Genomic DNA, 14,804 nt, shown 5'->3' on the forward strand with positions numbered 1-14,804 from the left:
GATGAACTGTGCTCGTGACGCTTTGAAAACAGCTTCTATCGGACATCGACGCCTAAAATGGCGGGCCGATTCTACTGGAATACGCGGCTAAAGTTAAGCGTAAAGCCCGAGACAGCAGGCTTGCTGATGTGCGACCAAGGTCGATATAGACGCAAGTAGGTGGCATTGCCTGGTGCGTGACCCTGTCGAAGTAAGCCGCTACTATGACCTGCCTGTCTTTTGTTTTTTCTCTTCTTTCCCATGTCCAATCAGCGCATCAAGACGCCCTGCGTCGGTCTCTGTTCCACGGTATACGGCGATCTGGTGTGTCGCGGCTGCAAGCGCTTCCATCACGAAGTGGTGAACTGGAACCTGTACGACGAGGAAGAAAAACGTGCTGTCTGGCGTCGTCTGGAAGTGCTGCTGGTGCAGGTGATGCAGGGCAAGCTGGAAATATTCGATGCGCAACGTCTGCGGACCCAGCTGGAACAGCGCCAAGTGCGCTTCGTGCCGGAACAGTCTGCCTATTGCTGGGCCTACCAACTGATTGCGCGAGCGTCGCGTGTCATCAACCGGCTGGATGCCTATGGCGTGTCGTTGCTGCCGGAGTTCCGCGAGTGGACGTTGCCCGACTTGCGCGAAGCCATCGACCGGGAGTTCTTCCTACTCTCCGAGGCGCACTATGAGCGCTACATCGCGCCGAAATTCCTGCGCGAAGGCATGGATGTACGTGTCTGAACTCGTCTGCAATTAAAAAGCCGCCTGATTGGGCGGCTTTTTATTCGGGAGCAGGTTAGCGCTGGGCGACCAACTCTTCGAGGTGGGCGATGACGCTGTCTGGCTTGAGTACCAATACGTCGCTTTCCAGGGTGTCGAGCACCACTTCAGCGGTATTGCCGATCAGCGCGCCGGATAGCCCGGTACGAGCAACCGTGCCAATGACGGTGACCACAGCGTGCAGTTTCTGGGCGATATAGGGAATCAGCACATCGGCTGGGCCTTCCTCGACATGCAGGCGCTCGTCGCTGATATCGAATTCGGCCTGGAAGGCTTTGCATTGCTGACGATAGCGCGCCTCGATGGTTTCCTTGAGCTGGAAGGTCGGGTCGGCTGCGGAGAGCATAGGTGAAGGGTGAGCGCTGATCACGTGGAGCGTGCCCTGGGCCAGGCTGGCGATTTCGTAGCCATTGCTGACGATGCTGGAGTGCAGGGTGCGGTGTTCGCCATCACTGTTGCCCACATCGACTGCGGCAAGAATGATGCCGCCAGTCCAGGGCTTGTCGGTCTTGACCATCAGCACCGGGCCTGGCGAGTAGCGCAGTAGTTTCCAGTCGTCCGGGGTGAGCAGGGCTTTTTTCAGCGGATTGCTCGGAACGTGTTGCTTGATCACCAGGCCGCAGCCCTCTGCATTCTGCACAGTGATGACGGTCTGGTAGAAATTCTCGTGCCATGCCTGCTGCGTGCTGACCGAGTAGCCTTCGGCGATCAGACTGGCGCTGGTGCCCTCAAGGAAGGCCGCGTGCTCCTGCTTCTTGTCGCAAACCAGCAGGTGCAAGTGGGATTGTGTAACCCCGGCAATCAGCTTGGCTCTTTTCAGGGCAAGGCATTCGCCTCGTTGCGGATCCATTACCACCAGAATGCTGCGAATGGCTTGCATGAACGTCTCCCGGACATGAGTACTTGTATTTTTCTACTGTCACTATAGGTCGCGTGAGCGGCTAGGGTCTTGACCTGTATCACGCATCGCTGGCTCTGCGCGCCGCTCCTCGTATAATGGCGCGCTCTTATCCAGCCTGCCAGCATTGAACGCGCATGTCCTTGATCCCCGAAATCGAATCCTTTCTGCTCTGTCCGACGCCTGACGGCTGGATTACCCAGGCCCTGGCCAATCAGGACATCATGCTGATCGATCATGCCAACTGCGAGAAGAAGGCCGCATCGACGGCATTGACGCTGCTGTTTCGCTATGTCGAAAAGGCTGAGCTGCAACACAACCTGTCACGCCTGGCGCGTGAAGAACTGCGTCATTTCGAGCAGGTTGCGGCGCTGATGAAGAAGCGTGGTGTGACCTATCGCCCCATCAGCGCTGCGCTATATGCCCAGCGCCTGCACAAACATATTCGCAGCAGTGAGCCGCATAAGCTGATCGATACCTTGATCGTCGGTGCTTTTATCGAGGCGCGTTCGTGTGAGCGGTTCTACCGCTTGGCGCCGTTCCTCGATGAAGAGCTTGGTACGTTCTACCGTTCCTTGCTCAAGTCCGAGGCGCGGCATTACCAGGGCTACCTGAAGATGGCGCGCGACTACGCCAAGGGGCCGATTGACGAGCGGGTGGCGTTCTTTGCCGAAGTAGAGCGTGAGGCGATCCTCACTCCCGACAGCGAGTTCCGCTTCCACAGCGGAGTAGCGGCCTGAGGGCAGGGGATTCGTAGGCATGAAAAAGCCGGACATGAGGTCCGGCTTTTTTGTATTCGCGATGTGCTTATCAGGCAGCGACGAAAGAGGCCTGGCAGGCAAGGGCCTGGCTGCTTTGCACGTCGCTGAGAGTCTCGCGAACGACTTGTTTGGCCAGGCAGGCACATTTGCCGCATTGGGTGCCAACACCGAGATTTTCGCGGATATCACGGTAGCTGCAGCAGCCTTCATAGATTGCATCGCGGATTTGACCGTCGGTGACACCTTGGCAGAGGCAAACGTACATGGGCAATCTCGAAAAGCGGGTTGCTGTTGGCGAGGGATACTAATGTTAATGAGAATGCTTGTCAAAACCTTGTGAGATAATTTATTGCTCGCCTGGACCGTGCGGTGTGACAGGCAAGAATTGGTTCGTTTGGCGTCCTATGAAATAGGAGTACATCTGGAAGCGATTCGGAGTGCAGGGCAATTTCTCAGATGACCAATAAAAAGCCCGACCTAAGTCGGGCTTTTTATTGAGGTGTGTCCCGTCCTGAATAAGGTTTACACCTTTATCCCGAGAATCTGGAGAGCTCGATGGAGCAAGGTGTTAAGCGTACGCAGCGTGATTACTCGCTGACTTTTAAATTGGCTGTGGTTGATCAGGTCGAAAAGGGCGAGCTGACTTACAAACAGGCGCAGGCACGGTATGGCATCCAGGGCAGGTCTACCATTTTGGTATGGTTGCGTAAGCATGGTCGGCAGGATTGGAGCCAGGGGGCATCGATTCGAGCCGATAGGAGTGAAGCTGTGACCGATCCCAAAGACCTGACGCCTGAGCAACGCATCAAGGAGCTAGAGCAGCAATTGCAGCTCATGAGCCAGAAGGCCCAGTTCTTTGAGGCTGTGGTCGATGTGTTGAAGAAGGATTACGGTGTTTCGATCGTAAAAAAGCGACCCGGCAAGTCCTCTCGCAAGAGCAAATCCAAGGGCTGACCGTTGTCAGGGCTTGCCAGTTTCTTTCCATCAGCCGCCAGGCTTACTACAAGCGCAACCGTGTTGCTGACCAGCGCCATAGGCAGGGTGAACAGGTCGCTCAGTACGTCAGTTTCATAAGGGTGCGCCAGCCGCGGATCGGCACGCGTAAGTTGCATCATCTTCTGCACAACCAGCCCAATGACAGCCTGAAGGTAGGTCGTGACCGGCTATTTTCGATCCTGGGTGAGCGTCGCCTGCTGGTTTTACCCAAGCGCGCGTATCACAAGACCACGCATAGCTTTCATCGTTTCTATCGGCATCCGAACCGGCTGAAGCCGGGGCCCGATCAAGTTACAGCGGCAGCGCCCGAGCATGTGTGGGTGGCGGATATTACGTATCTGCCGGCGCGCAGTGGTCCTTTGTATCTGAGCTTGGTCACTGATGCTTACTCACGGAAGATCGTCGGTCATCACGTTCACGAGGGCTTGCATGCCGAGTCTGTGGCCGTTGCCTTTCGACACGCCTTGCGCGGTCGCCGCACTAACCATGGGCTCATCCATCACTCTGATCGTGGAGTCCAATATTGCTCGGCGCTTTATCAGGAGCTGCACAAGCGCCATGGCGTGCGGTGTTCGATGACCGATGGCTACGACTGCTATCAGAACGCGCTTGCAGAGCGGGTGAATGGAATCCTGAAGAACGAACTACTGCAGCGAAGCCCCAATGACTTGGAGCAGGCCAGGTTAATGGTCAGCGAGGCCGTCAGAATCTACAACACGGAGCGGCCGCATAGGGCCCTGAAATACAAAACGCCCGATGCGGTGCATCGGGCGCTCTAGGTGCCGCAAATCTAGCTGAAACGGTGTAAACCTATTTCAGGACTAGACAGTGCCATTACGGGCTTGGCTCATACTAAAAGGGTTTATTGATCGAACTCGTCCCAGCCGCCCATTTCCTTCCAGCGGTTGACGATGCCGCAGAACAGTTCAGCGGTCTTCTCGGTGTCATAGCGTGCCGAATGCGCTTCGCGCCCGTCGAATTCGATACCGGCTGCCTGGCAGGCCTTGGCCAGAACGGTTTGCCCGTAGGCGAGGCCGGCGAGGGTGGCGGTGTCGAAGCTGGAGAAGGGGTGAAACGGGTTGCGCTTCAGATCGCAGCGCGCGACGGCAGCATTGAGGAAGCCCAGGTCGAAGCTACTGTTGTGGCCGACCAGGATGGCGCGCTTGCAGCCATTGGCCTTGATCGACTTGCGCAGGCCCTTGAAGATCTCACCCAGGGCGTGTTCTTCGCTAACGGCCATGCGCAGTGGGTGATCAAGCTTGATGCCGGTGAATTCCAGGGCCGCCTGTTCGATGTTGGCGCCCTCGAACGGTTCGACGCGGAAGAAATGCGTGTGATCAGGGTAGAGGAAGCCACCTTCGTCCATGGCGATGGTGGTCGCGGCGATTTCCAGCAGGGCATCGGTCGCACTATTGAAACCGCCGGTCTCGACATCCACTACAACCGGCAAATAGCCACGGAAACGTGCCGCCATGGGATGGCGAGGACCGGAGGGCTGGTTGCTGTCGAGTTCGTCGTCGTAGTTGTCTTCGCTCACGCGTGGTTCTCCAGCAAGCGCCAGCGCAGGCTTTCACCAGCGCGCAGGGGGATTACGGTCTGTTCGCCGAAGGGCAGGCTGGCCGGTGTGGTCCACTCTTCGCGTACGAGGGTGACCTGTTCGGTATTGCGCGGCAATTCGTAGAAGTCCGGGCCGAAGTGGCTGGCGAAGGCCTCCAGCTTGTCCAGCGCATTACGCTGCTCGAACGCTTCGGCATACAGCTCGATAGCCGCATGCGCCGTGTAGCAGCCTGCACAGCCGCAAGCGGCTTCCTTGGCGTGTTGGGCGTGTGGCGCGGAGTCGGTGCCAAGAAAGAATTTCGGATTACCGCTGGTGGCGGCATCCAGAAGCGCTTCCTGATGGGTGTTGCGCTTGAGAATCGGCAGGCAATAGAAGTGCGGACGGATACCGCCCACCAGCATGTGGTTGCGGTTGTACAGCAGGTGGTGCGCGGTGATGGTCGCGCCCACATTCGTTGGCGCGGCCTTGACGAACTCGGCGGCATCCCCGGTGGTGATGTGCTCGAACACCAGCTTCAGGCTGGGAAAACGCTCGACCACACGCACCAGGTGCTCGTCGATGAAGCGCTTCTCGCGATCGAAGACGTCCACGTCGGCTCGCGTCACTTCGCCGTGTACCAGCAGGGGCAGGCCGACTTCGGCCATGGCCTCCAGTACGTGGAAGATTTTGTCGATGCTGGTGACGCCAGAGTCGGAGTTGGTCGTGGCGCCGGCCGGGTAGAGCTTTGCCGCGTGGACGAAACCGCTGGCCTTGGCCTCGCGAATTTCATCAGGCGTGGTGCGGTCGGTGAGGTACAGCACCATCAGCGGTTCGAAACGGCTGCCAACTGGGCGGGCGGCGAGGATACGCTGGCGATAGCCGTCGGCTTCATCGACATTGCGCACGGGCGGAACCAGGTTCGGCATGATGATCGCGCGGGCAAAGGTGCGAGAGACGTCCGCGACGGTATGGGGCAGCACGGCGCCATCGCGCAGGTGAATGTGCCAGTCGTCGGGACGCAGCAGGGTAAGGCGGTCGGACATGGAGAGTTCCAGGCGGGTCAAACGTGCTCGCATGCTACCGGAAATGCCCTTTGCCGGCACGGGCTATCAAGTTTTCCCGATGCTGACCGATACCCGAGAGGAATGCCGTTTCTCCCAGTGGAGCCTGTCGTGCGCCAGCCCTATATCGCCTTGTTATGCCTGTTGACCAGCTTGCCGTGGTGCGTGCCGGCTTCGGCTATTACTTTCCAGACGCGCCTGGAAAAGGTGGAATGGAAGGTAGAAGGCGATCAGTTCGAGTGTCGTCTGTCGCAGCCGGTGGCCGATTTCGGCAGTGGCGAGTTCGTGCGGCGTGCGGGTGAGCAGGCGACGTTCCGCCTGAAAGCGCAGGAGCGCTGGATGGGGACGGGCGCTGCAACCCTGCTGGCAGCCGCTGCGCCCTGGCAGCCCGGGCGTGGTGATATCAACCTGGGCTCGGTCAGCGTGGTCGGTGGTGAGGTGCCGTTCAATAGCTCGCAGGAGCAAGCCGGGCGGTTGCTGACCGGCCTGATGGAAGGGCGCAGCCCGCTGGTTCGCCATCGGACGTCAATGGGTGGGGACAGCCTTGAAGTGCGCTTGCTGCCTGCCCGCTTCAACAAGGCCTACAGCGATTACCTGGCGTGTACGGCCAAGCTGCTGCCCGTCAATTTCGATCAGATTCGCAAGGCGCAGGTAGGATTCCCCGGCGGCGGCTCGGCGCTAGACGATGTCGGGCGGGCCAAGCTCGACATAATTCTCGGGTTTCTCAAGGCCGATCCCACGGTCAACCGCATCGAACTTGATGGTCATTCCGACAACAGCGGTAGCCGCCTGACCAACCGTGACCTGTCACGCCGCCGCGCCATCGCCGTGGAGGATTACCTCAAGGCCAATGGCGTGCCGGCAGAACAGATTCTGGTGCGTTTCCATGGCGAGCGCTATCCATTGGCTCCCAACAACAGCGAAGCCAATCGGGCGAAGAACCGCCGCGTGACCCTGAGTCTGTCGCGCGAGGCTCCTTTACCGCCTGCCGAGGAGGTGCCCGCGTCAGCGCCGCCCGTTGCGCCGGCTGCGACAGGGCCGGTTAGTGCGTCCTGAGCCTAGACTTTGCAAATAAACTCGTCGCTTTGTCGTTAGTCCCTGTCGCGCCCCTGTAAAACGGCGGGCGTGGCCGGTAGAATCACGGGTTTTCCGTACAACCCCGTGGAGTTGATTGGCATGGCGGACGTAAAGAAGGTAGTTCTGGCTTATTCCGGTGGCCTGGACACCTCGGTAATTCTCAAGTGGCTGCAGGATACCTATGCCTGTGAGGTGGTGACCTTCACAGCTGACCTCGGTCAGGGCGAAGAGGTCGAGCCGGCACGTGCCAAGGCGCAAGCCATGGGCGTGAAGGAAATCTACATTGACGACCTGCGCGAAGAATTCGTCCGCGACTTCGTCTACCCGATGTTCCGCGCCAACACCGTCTACGAAGGCGAGTACCTGCTGGGTACGTCCATCGCCCGTCCGCTGATCGCCAAGCGCCTGATCGAAATCGCCAATGAGACCGGCGCCGACGCCATCTCCCATGGCGCCACCGGCAAGGGCAACGACCAGGTGCGTTTCGAGCTGGGTGCCTATGCACTCAAGCCAGGTGTGAAAGTGATCGCCCCGTGGCGCGAGTGGGACCTGCTGTCGCGCGAGAAGCTGATGGACTACGCCGAGAAGCACGCCATCCCGATCGAGCGCCACGGCAAGAAGAAATCCCCGTACTCCATGGACGCCAACCTGCTGCACATCTCCTATGAGGGCGGTGTGCTGGAAGACACCTGGACCGAGCACGAAGAAGACATGTGGCGCTGGACCAAGTCGCCGGAAGCGGCGCCGGACACTCCTACCTATATCGAACTGACCTACCGTGCCGGTGACATCGTCGCCATCGACGGTAAGGAGCTGACTCCGGCCCAGGTGCTGACCGAGCTGAACCGCATCGGTGGCGAGAACGGTATCGGCCGCCTGGACATCGTCGAGAACCGCTTCGTCGGCATGAAGTCCCGTGGCTGCTACGAGACCCCCGGCGGCACCATCATGCTCAAGGCTCACCGCGCCATCGAGTCGATCACCCTGGACCGCGAAGTCGCTCACCTGAAAGATGAGCTGATGCCGAAGTATGCCAGCCTGATCTACAACGGCTTCTGGTGGAGCCCGGAGCGCGTCATGCTGCAGCAGATGATCGACGCTTCCCAGGCCAGCGTGAACGGTGTTGTGCGCCTGAAACTGTACAAGGGCAACGTCGTCGTTACCGGCCGCAAGTCCGACGATTCGTTGTTCGATGCCAACATTGCGACCTTCGAGGAAGATGGCGGCGCCTACAACCAGGCGGACGCGGCAGGCTTCATCAAGCTCAATGCGCTGCGCCTGCGCATCGCTGCCGGCAAGGGCCGCAAGCTCTTCTGATAAGCTTCGCCTGAGCCATACGAACCCCGGCCATAAGCCGGGGTTCTGTTTTTTAGAGCCCGAATGGGCCAATGACGAGGAAGACCTGATGAGACTGCTGCATACCATGCTGCGCGTCGGCGATCTGGACAAGTCCATCGCCTTCTATACCGAAGTGCTGGGCATGACCCTCCTGCGGCGCAAAGATTATCCGGATGGCCAGTTCACCCTGGCGTTCGTCGGGTACGGCGACGAGGCGCATAACAGCGTGATCGAGCTGACCCATAACTGGGGCAAGGACAGCTATGAGCTGGGCACCGGCTATGGTCACATCGCCCTGGAAGTCGCCGATGTGTACAAGGCCTGTGAAGACATTCGTTCGCGTGGTGGCAAGATCACCCGCGAGCCAGGCCCGATGCAGCATGGTTCCAGTATCCTGGCGTTCGTCGAGGACCCGGACGGTTACAAGATCGAGCTGCTTTCGCCGCAGCGCGGTGACTGAGGCCGGCTCGCCGAGCGTGTGAGCGCGCGCGCTGCACGCTAGCGATGATTAACAAAAAGCCCCGCTGAGACGGGGCTTTTTGTTGGGTGCGATTCAGAGATCGAAATCGTAATCGCCGAGCTGTTTCTGCAAGCGACGCTCATCGAGGTAGTTGTCGATGATGCGACGTTTGGTCAGATTGGTCTTGGCGGTTTCCACGGGGCGCTCGCTTGGCTCTTCCGCGTCTTCCGCGACAAAGTCATCTTCGAGTTCGAGGTCTTCTTTGCCTGTGCTCATCCGGTTCACTCCAGCTTTCGGGGCGATGTTGGCGACCTTATAGCGGCAAAGCATGAGTCGGTAAAAAAGATTTTTTCAATCGACAGATTGCCTTATTCAATAAGCGCTCAATCGTCGGAGGTTTTGGCCTTGTATTCACACAAGTCTTCGATGCGGCAACTGCCACAGCGAGGCTTGCGCGCCTGGCATACATAGCGGCCATGCAGGATCAGCCAGTGGTGCGCATCGAGGAGAAATTCCCGGGGCACGAACTTGAGCAGTTTCTTCTCCACCTCGACCACATTCTTGCCTGGCGCGATGCCGGTGCGGTTGCTGACGCGGAAGATGTGCGTGTCCACTGCCATCGCCAGTTGGCGGAAGGCGGTATTGAGCACCACGTTGGCGGTCTTGCGGCCTACGCCGGGCAGGGCTTCCAGCTCTTCGCGGTTCTCTGGAACCTGGCTGTTGTGTTTCTCGACCAGGATGCGGCAGGTCTCGATGACGTTCTTCGCCTTGCTGTTGTACAGGCCGATGGTCTTGATGTATTCGCTCAGGCCGTCGACGCCGAGGGCATGAATGGCTTCCGGCGTGTTGGCCACGGGATAGAGTTTGGCGGTGGCCTTGTTGACGCCGACATCGGTGGCCTGGGCGGAAAGGATCACCGCGATCAGCAGCTCGAACGGCGTCGAATAGGCCAGTTCGGTTTTCGGTTCGGGATTGTCTTCGCGCAGGCGGCGAAAGATTTCGTGGCGTTTGGCGGCGTTCATGGTCGGTCGTGGGTCGCGTGCAAAAAGGGGCGAAGGAGGGCGAGCAGCAGGCCCAGCAGAATAAAGCCGCCTGGCGCCAGCATCAGCAGGTGCAGGCCGCTGAGGCCAGTCAGAGAAAGCTGCCAGGCGGAGGCCTGTGCACCGAATAGCCAGTCGGCATGGCTGAGCAGCGTCGCGTTGCCCAGCGCCTCGCGCAGCAGACCGAGCAGCAGCGCGAGGGCGGCTAGGGTCAGGCCGGGGCGCAGGCCGCTCAGGGCGGTGGAGCGCTCACGTTGCGCCAGCTGCAGGCAGGGCAGAATCAGCAGCGGCAGGAACAGCGCGAGTGCATCGAACAGTTCACGGCTGTGCATCTGCAGCAGCAGGCTGGCGCAACTCAGCGCCGTGCTCGCAAGCAGAAGCGCGGCAAGGATGCGACCTGCCAGGGGCAATGCTTTTCGCCAGGCCGCCAGAAACAAGCCGCAGAGGAGCAGGAGTACCAGGCCGATAGCGGCAATGACCAGCGCTTTGACCAACAGGTCGGTGCCGCCCAGCAGCACGGGTAATCCGAGAAAGAGCAGGGAAGACTCAGGCTGCTTCATGGCTGATCACCGTCCGACAGGGGCTCATCCGCTCGCTCGTTGATTAGAGTGTCGCGCTGGCTGTCGAAGAAGCGCAGGCTGCGCTGCAAGGCGTCGGTGACCGCGCGCGAGGTGACGGTCGCGCCGGCGATCTGGTCGAATTGGCCGCCATCGGCGCGTAGCGTCCAGGTTGCTGGAGGATCGCCCAGCATCTTGTTGTCGAAAGCACTTAGCCAGGGGCTGCGCGTGCGTTCGATCAGGTCACCCAGGCCGGCGGTTTCGCGCTGCTGCAGAACCTTGGAGCCAAGCAGGCGACCTTCCGGGCTGATCGCTACTAGCAGGCGAATCTCGCCCTCATAACCCTTGCCGGTTACGGGGAGCAGTACGGCGCTGGGGTGGCCGTTCAGGGTGGCGAGGTAGGCCATCGTGGCGCTGGTATTACCGAGCAGCCCGCCAGCCGCAAGGGGGCGTGGGTGGGCGAGGGGATGGTTGTCGTAGAGCGCGGTCGGCAACAGGTCGAGCAGCACACGCTCGGCAGCCGCCTGGCGCTGTACCTCGATGCGCGTTTCACCGAGGTTGTGCAGGCCTGTTACCAGGCCGACCGCGACCACGGCCAGCACACCCAGCACCAGGTAGGCCCGGTTCATTGCGCTGCCCTCGCTGTACGCCAGGCGGCCAGGCGTTCGAGGCGAGGCACGCAGAGGTTCATCAGCAGCACCGCAAAGGCCAGGCCGTCGGGGTAGCCGCCCCAGGTACGGATGACATAGGTCAGCAGGCCAACGCCGATGCCGAAATACAGGCGCGCGCGGTCGCTGCTGGCACCGCTGACGGGCTCGGTGACGATGAAGAAGGCGCTAAGCATGGTCGCGCCGCTGAACAGATGCAGCAAAGGCGAGCCGTTGGAATCCGAGCCGGAACCGTTCCAGCACAGCAGGCTGATGACGAACAGGGCGGCGAGCATGCCCACGGGGGCGTGCCAGCGAATCACCTTCTGCCGCAGCAGAAAGGCGCCGCCGGCGAGAAAGGCCAGGTTGATCCATTCTGCGCCGCGACCACCCAGGGTGCCGAAGGCGCTGTGCCGGCTGAACAGCTCATCGATGGTCAGGCGGTTGTTGTGCTTGAGGCTGTCGAGCACGGTGGCCTGGCTCCACCCATCGATCAGACCGCTGCCAAAACCGAATACCTGCTGCAGGGCGGCATACAACCCGGGACCGTTACCGGGAACCGGCCACTGCGTCATCTGTGCCGGAAAGGTGACCAGGGCGAAGGCATACCCGAGCATCGCCGGGTTCAACGGGTTCTGGCCAAAACCGCCAAACAACGACTTGCCAAACAGGCTGGCAAATACTGCGGCGCTGACGGTCAGCCACCAGGGGGCGTAGGTCGGCAGGGCCACCGCCAGCAGCACGGCACTGACCAGGGCGCTGCCCTCCGCCAGTAGCGGTAGGCCGAACAGGCTGTCTGCGGCGGTTGTGGGTTGCTGACGCAGACGACGTGTCAGCCACTCGCAGACGCAGCAGGTCGCTGTGGCCAGCGACAATTGCAGTAAAACGCCCCAACCATTGAACCAGAGCAGCGCCAGCACGCCCGGCAAACAGGCCAGCAGCACCCGTTGCAGGCTCGGGCGTGGGTCAAAGCGAGGCTCAGCGGCTGGCGTGGTCATGTAACTGCTGCTCGGCCTTGGCCAGTCGCTGGCGCGCCTGCTCCAGGGTGTCGGCATCGCTGCCCTGGCGTCGCTCCAGGCGCAGCAGGTCGGCACGGGCGTAGGCTACCTCGGTCTTCAACGTGCGCAGTTGTGGATCGACCGGTCGCTTGTCGGTGCGCACGAGATCGGGCAGTGGCTTACCACTGGCGGCTTCGGCGGCATGCAGGGCCTGTTCGGCATTGGCCAGGGCCAGGCGCAATGGCGCCAGGGCGGTTTCGTCGAGGCCCTGACGTTCGCCCTTGCCCAGTTCCGCCCGGCAACTGGCGAGATGGATCTTGGCCTGCCTGAGCGCCGCGACCCCTGCGCTGGGCGCTGTGCCCTGGGATGGCTGGGCGTCATCCAGGGCGCGCTGCGCCTGTTCGGCGGCCTGACGCAGTTGCGCAACCTGCCGTTCCAACTCTGGTGTGCCATGCACGGCCAGTTGTTTTTCCGCCTTGGCCAGGGCGACCTTGGCCATGGCTGCGTCGATCTTCAGGCGTTTGCCACGCTCATGGGCATCGCCATTGGCGGCCTGTTGTGCCTTGACCCGGGCGAGGGCCGCCTGCACCGCGTCCGCGCCACGGGTAGCAGGTTTCGGTTGCTGGCTGCGGGCTTCACGTTCGGCCAGGCGGCGGGCTTCGTCGCGCGCCAGTCGCGCTTGCCGGGCGTCATGTCGGCGGCGGAACTGGTCGGCACGCTGGCGCTGTGCATCGGCCTCCGCGCCAGTCAATGTGAGGATATCGATGCAGTCTACGGGGCAGGGCGCGATGCACAGTTCGCAGCCGGTGCACTCGTCGCTGATGACCGTGTGCATGAGTTTGGCGGCGCCGACGATGGCATCCACCGGGCAGGCCTGGATGCACTTGGTGCAGCCGATGCATTCGGCCTCGCGGATCACCACGCGCTGCGGCGGTACCGCGGGTAGCGCGAGTGGCAGTTCCGGGACCTTTAGCAGGTCGGCCAGTGCATGGATGGTTGCCGTGCCGCCAGGTGGACATTTGTTGATCGCTTCACCCGCAGCGATGCCTTCGGCATAGGGGCGGCAGCCGGGGTGACCACACTTGCCGCACTGGGTCTGCGGCAGCAGCGCGTCGATGGCCTGAATGCGCCTGGCGTCGCCAGGCTGTTGGGGAACAAGCAATGCCTTGCTCATGCGCCCCCCAGCCCATTGAAGCCGAGAAAGGCCAGGCCCATGAGGCCGGCACCGATCAGGCTGATAGGCATGCCCTTGAAGGGAGCGGGTACATCGCAGCGGTCGATACGCTCAAGCAGATCGGCGAACAGTTGCAGCGCCAGCCAGAAACCCAGACCGGCACCGATGCCGACGGCCAGCGCCATGGCAACGCTTGCCAGTGGAAGAATGAGCAGCATGCTGCCGAGTCCGGCGCCGTTGATCAGCAGCAAGGGCCACAGGCCTTGTACGGGCAGTCCGGGGCGCAGGCGCGCCAGCAAACGCAGGCTTAGCCAGGCGAGGAGGCTAACCAGTGGTAGGAAGGCGAACAGTTGCAGGTGTTGCAGGGCCAGCGGTTGCAGCAGCCCGTGTTCGACCAACCAGGCCAGCGGGCACGCCAGGGCAATCAACAGCGCGGTGGTTGGGCCGAGTGCCTGTACGCGGGCGCCGCGCAGGGTGTCTACGGCCAGCGGCAGGTTGAGCAGCAGGTTACTGATCAGGGCGGCGCCGATCAGGGCGGATAGGAGTTCGCTCATGCGCGTGGAGGCGGCTGTATCACTGATGGGGTGTGCGCATTATCCGGGATGTGGCCGGATGGGGATAGCCACGAGTGGCTAATGAGCAGGTCGCCGCTCGCATGCAAGCGCGAGCGAGTGGGGCGCATGGCACCCCGGGCGGGTATCAGGCGGTTTTCTTGCGACGTGTGACGACCAGCCACAACCAGCGCACCAGCAATGCCAGCGGGAACAGCAGGACCAGGAAAGGCAAGCCGCGCCCCACGAACTGCAAGGCGGCGACCGATCCTTCGGTGATGTTGTCGAGCATGTCGCTAAAGGCACCACCGATCTGGTCAAGGCGATCAGGTGCCTGGTAGAGGCTGCTGAAGTTCAAGGTTAGCAGGTTGGTATTCAGGCGACGTTGTTGCTGGGCGGCTTCCTGGGCGGTGGCCTGCAGTTGCACGTCCACGGCTGCCAGCTCCTTGGCCAGGGCCAGCATGTCGCTGACGCTGAGGTCCTTGCGGGCCTGGTAGGCCTGCAGGGTCTGCTGTTGCAGGAGAAGCTGTTCGCGTTGCCGCTGGTTGTCGGCGACGGCCTGGGCCAGGTCTTCGCTGCGCGTGTTGCGACTGGTCAGCTCGCCGCCTTCGGTGGCGAAGGCGACCAATGGCTCGACGCCTTCGGGCACGATGCGCAGGGTCAGATTGGAATAAGCCCGTGTGCTGCTGTTCTCATCGGCATTGAGCAGGTTGCAGGCGCCGAAGCGCCCGCTGTTGCAGGCTTGGCGGGTGGCATTGAAGCGCTCGAGCACCTGCCCGCTTGGGAGCTGGATGGCGACGGTATGTTCGTAGGCCAACAGGCTGCCATTGCGATTGCTCTCGCCTTGCAGGGAGGCACCGCCACCGGATGCGCTGTGGTCGGAACAGCCCACCAGTGCCAGCAGGGCCATCAGCCCCATCATCCATTTATGCATCACAGGCTCCTTGCTGGCA

General features: G+C 61.3%; 18 protein-coding genes. 6 read left to right on the forward strand and 12 right to left on the reverse strand.

What is annotated here, in order from left to right; all coding sequences use genetic code 11:
• Positions 1–240 precede the first annotated feature (240 nt).
• Positions 241–717 (forward strand): DUF1289 domain-containing protein, encoded by a 477-nt coding sequence (locus ACWPW0_RS09120; RefSeq protein WP_447590975.1) that lies wholly within the window; start codon positions 241–243, stop codon positions 715–717.
• Positions 718–772: 55 nt separating this feature from the next.
• Here ACWPW0_RS09120 and ACWPW0_RS09125 read toward each other — a convergent pair whose 3' ends face one another.
• A complete protein-coding gene (locus ACWPW0_RS09125) occupies positions 773–1,636 on the reverse strand; it encodes a universal stress protein (RefSeq protein WP_454255118.1) in 864 nt (287 codons plus the stop codon).
• A gap of 155 nt (positions 1,637–1,791) precedes the next feature.
• Between ACWPW0_RS09125 and miaE the strand changes: the two genes are divergently transcribed.
• Positions 1,792–2,394, forward strand: coding sequence for a tRNA isopentenyl-2-thiomethyl-A-37 hydroxylase MiaE (gene miaE / locus ACWPW0_RS09130; RefSeq protein WP_454255119.1), 603 nt, complete (start codon positions 1,792–1,794; stop codon positions 2,392–2,394).
• 70 nt (positions 2,395–2,464) lie between these two features.
• Here miaE and ACWPW0_RS09135 read toward each other — a convergent pair whose 3' ends face one another.
• The gene (locus tag ACWPW0_RS09135) at positions 2,465–2,680 is read right to left on the reverse strand and encodes a bacterioferritin-associated ferredoxin (protein WP_447590978.1); all 216 of its coding nucleotides are present in this window, start codon (positions 2,678–2,680) and stop codon (positions 2,465–2,467) included.
• A gap of 290 nt (positions 2,681–2,970) precedes the next feature.
• On the opposite strand from ACWPW0_RS09135, the gene ACWPW0_RS09140 reads away from it, so the two are divergent.
• Positions 2,971–4,190 (forward strand): IS3 family transposase gene (locus tag ACWPW0_RS09140; RefSeq protein ID WP_454255088.1). Its coding sequence is split into 2 segments (ribosomal slippage): positions 2,971–3,336 and positions 3,339–4,190, totalling 1,218 coding nucleotides; the frame shifts between segments, so codons are not numbered across the junction.
• Positions 4,191–4,273: 83 nt separating this feature from the next.
• Here the strand turns inward: ACWPW0_RS09140 and rnt are convergent.
• Positions 4,274–4,948: a ribonuclease T gene (gene rnt, locus ACWPW0_RS09145; protein WP_447590979.1), complete on the reverse strand. Its 675-nt coding sequence runs from the start codon at positions 4,946–4,948 to the stop codon at positions 4,274–4,276.
• Positions 4,945–5,991 carry a dihydroorotase gene (gene pyrC / locus ACWPW0_RS09150; protein WP_447590980.1) on the reverse strand — a complete coding sequence of 349 codons (1,047 nt, stop codon included), beginning with the start codon at positions 5,989–5,991 and terminating at the stop codon, positions 4,945–4,947. The genes rnt and pyrC overlap by 4 nt, the downstream gene beginning before the upstream one ends.
• Positions 5,992–6,093: 102 nt before the next feature.
• Between pyrC and ACWPW0_RS09155 the strand changes: the two genes are divergently transcribed.
• The 3 genes from ACWPW0_RS09155 (at position 6,094) to gloA (ending at position 8,884) form a co-directional block, all read left to right on the forward strand.
• Entirely contained in the window at positions 6,094–7,065 is a 972-nt protein-coding gene (locus ACWPW0_RS09155; protein WP_447590981.1) for a flagellar protein MotY, read from the forward strand.
• Positions 7,066–7,185: 120 nt separating this feature from the next.
• The gene (locus ACWPW0_RS09160; RefSeq protein ID WP_447590982.1) at positions 7,186–8,403 is read left to right on the forward strand and encodes an argininosuccinate synthase; all 1,218 of its coding nucleotides are present in this window, start codon (positions 7,186–7,188) and stop codon (positions 8,401–8,403) included.
• Positions 8,404–8,491: 88 nt separating this feature from the next.
• Entirely contained in the window at positions 8,492–8,884 is a 393-nt protein-coding gene (gene gloA / locus ACWPW0_RS09165) for a lactoylglutathione lyase (RefSeq protein WP_454255120.1), read from the forward strand.
• Between the two features lie 93 nt (positions 8,885–8,977).
• Here gloA and ACWPW0_RS09170 read toward each other — a convergent pair whose 3' ends face one another.
• The 8 genes from ACWPW0_RS09170 to ACWPW0_RS09205 all read right to left on the reverse strand — a co-directional run bounded on the left by ACWPW0_RS09170 (position 8,978) and on the right by ACWPW0_RS09205 (position 14,785).
• Entirely contained in the window at positions 8,978–9,160 is a 183-nt protein-coding gene (locus ACWPW0_RS09170) for a PA3496 family putative envelope integrity protein (protein WP_447590984.1), read from the reverse strand.
• Positions 9,161–9,267: 107 nt separating this feature from the next.
• Complete coding sequence (gene nth / locus ACWPW0_RS09175) at positions 9,268–9,906, reverse strand: endonuclease III (protein WP_454255121.1); 639 nt, start codon at positions 9,904–9,906, stop codon at positions 9,268–9,270.
• Entirely contained in the window at positions 9,903–10,484 is a 582-nt protein-coding gene (locus tag ACWPW0_RS09180; protein ID WP_447590986.1) for an Rnf-Nqr domain containing protein, read from the reverse strand. Before ACWPW0_RS09180 ends, nth begins: the two co-directional genes overlap by 4 nt.
• Positions 10,481–11,110, reverse strand: a complete 630-nt coding sequence (locus ACWPW0_RS09185) for an RnfABCDGE type electron transport complex subunit G (protein ID WP_447590987.1) — start codon at positions 11,108–11,110, stop codon at positions 10,481–10,483. Before ACWPW0_RS09185 ends, ACWPW0_RS09180 begins: the two co-directional genes overlap by 4 nt.
• Positions 11,107–12,126: an RnfABCDGE type electron transport complex subunit D gene (locus tag ACWPW0_RS09190; RefSeq protein WP_454255122.1), complete on the reverse strand. Its 1,020-nt coding sequence runs from the start codon at positions 12,124–12,126 to the stop codon at positions 11,107–11,109. The genes ACWPW0_RS09185 and ACWPW0_RS09190 overlap by 4 nt, the downstream gene beginning before the upstream one ends.
• Positions 12,107–13,300, reverse strand: a complete 1,194-nt coding sequence (locus ACWPW0_RS09195) for an RnfABCDGE type electron transport complex subunit B (RefSeq protein ID WP_454255123.1) — start codon at positions 13,298–13,300, stop codon at positions 12,107–12,109. Before ACWPW0_RS09195 ends, ACWPW0_RS09190 begins: the two co-directional genes overlap by 20 nt.
• Complete coding sequence (locus ACWPW0_RS09200) at positions 13,297–13,854, reverse strand: Rnf-Nqr domain containing protein (RefSeq protein ID WP_454255124.1); 558 nt, start codon at positions 13,852–13,854, stop codon at positions 13,297–13,299. Before ACWPW0_RS09200 ends, ACWPW0_RS09195 begins: the two co-directional genes overlap by 4 nt.
• Before the next feature lie 145 nt (positions 13,855–13,999).
• On the reverse strand, positions 14,000–14,785 hold the full coding sequence (locus tag ACWPW0_RS09205) for a DUF4349 domain-containing protein (RefSeq protein ID WP_454255125.1): 786 nt from the start codon (positions 14,783–14,785) through the stop codon (positions 14,000–14,002).
• Positions 14,786–14,804 lie beyond the last annotated feature (19 nt).

This window comes from Pseudomonas sp. Marseille-Q8238 (assembly GCF_965111915.1).

Excerpts from the sequence above, each read along its gene's own strand:
- ACWPW0_RS09120 (WP_447590975.1), top strand. The coding sequence starts at position 241 with ATGTCCAATCAGCGCATCAAGACGCCCTGCGTCGGTCTCTGTTCCACG.
- ACWPW0_RS09125 (WP_454255118.1), bottom strand. The coding sequence starts at position 1,636 with ATGCAAGCCATTCGCAGCATTCTGGTGGTAATGGATCCGCAACGAGGC.
- miaE (WP_454255119.1), top strand. The coding sequence starts at position 1,792 with ATGTCCTTGATCCCCGAAATCGAATCCTTTCTGCTCTGTCCGACGCCT.
- ACWPW0_RS09135 (WP_447590978.1), bottom strand. The coding sequence starts at position 2,680 with ATGTACGTTTGCCTCTGCCAAGGTGTCACCGACGGTCAAATCCGCGAT.
- pyrC (WP_447590980.1), bottom strand. The coding sequence starts at position 5,991 with ATGTCCGACCGCCTTACCCTGCTGCGTCCCGACGACTGGCACATTCAC.
- ACWPW0_RS09155 (WP_447590981.1), top strand. The coding sequence starts at position 6,094 with ATGCCGTTTCTCCCAGTGGAGCCTGTCGTGCGCCAGCCCTATATCGCC.
- ACWPW0_RS09160 (WP_447590982.1), top strand. The coding sequence starts at position 7,186 with ATGGCGGACGTAAAGAAGGTAGTTCTGGCTTATTCCGGTGGCCTGGAC.
- gloA (WP_454255120.1), top strand. The coding sequence starts at position 8,492 with ATGAGACTGCTGCATACCATGCTGCGCGTCGGCGATCTGGACAAGTCC.
- ACWPW0_RS09170 (WP_447590984.1), bottom strand. The coding sequence starts at position 9,160 with ATGAGCACAGGCAAAGAAGACCTCGAACTCGAAGATGACTTTGTCGCG.
- nth (WP_454255121.1), bottom strand. The coding sequence starts at position 9,906 with ATGAACGCCGCCAAACGCCACGAAATCTTTCGCCGCCTGCGCGAAGAC.
- ACWPW0_RS09180 (WP_447590986.1), bottom strand. The coding sequence starts at position 10,484 with ATGAAGCAGCCTGAGTCTTCCCTGCTCTTTCTCGGATTACCCGTGCTG.
- ACWPW0_RS09185 (WP_447590987.1), bottom strand. The coding sequence starts at position 11,110 with ATGAACCGGGCCTACCTGGTGCTGGGTGTGCTGGCCGTGGTCGCGGTC.
- ACWPW0_RS09190 (WP_454255122.1), bottom strand. The coding sequence starts at position 12,126 with ATGACCACGCCAGCCGCTGAGCCTCGCTTTGACCCACGCCCGAGCCTG.
- ACWPW0_RS09195 (WP_454255123.1), bottom strand. The coding sequence starts at position 13,300 with ATGAGCAAGGCATTGCTTGTTCCCCAACAGCCTGGCGACGCCAGGCGC.
- ACWPW0_RS09200 (WP_454255124.1), bottom strand. The coding sequence starts at position 13,854 with ATGAGCGAACTCCTATCCGCCCTGATCGGCGCCGCCCTGATCAGTAAC.
- ACWPW0_RS09205 (WP_454255125.1), bottom strand. The coding sequence starts at position 14,785 with ATGCATAAATGGATGATGGGGCTGATGGCCCTGCTGGCACTGGTGGGC.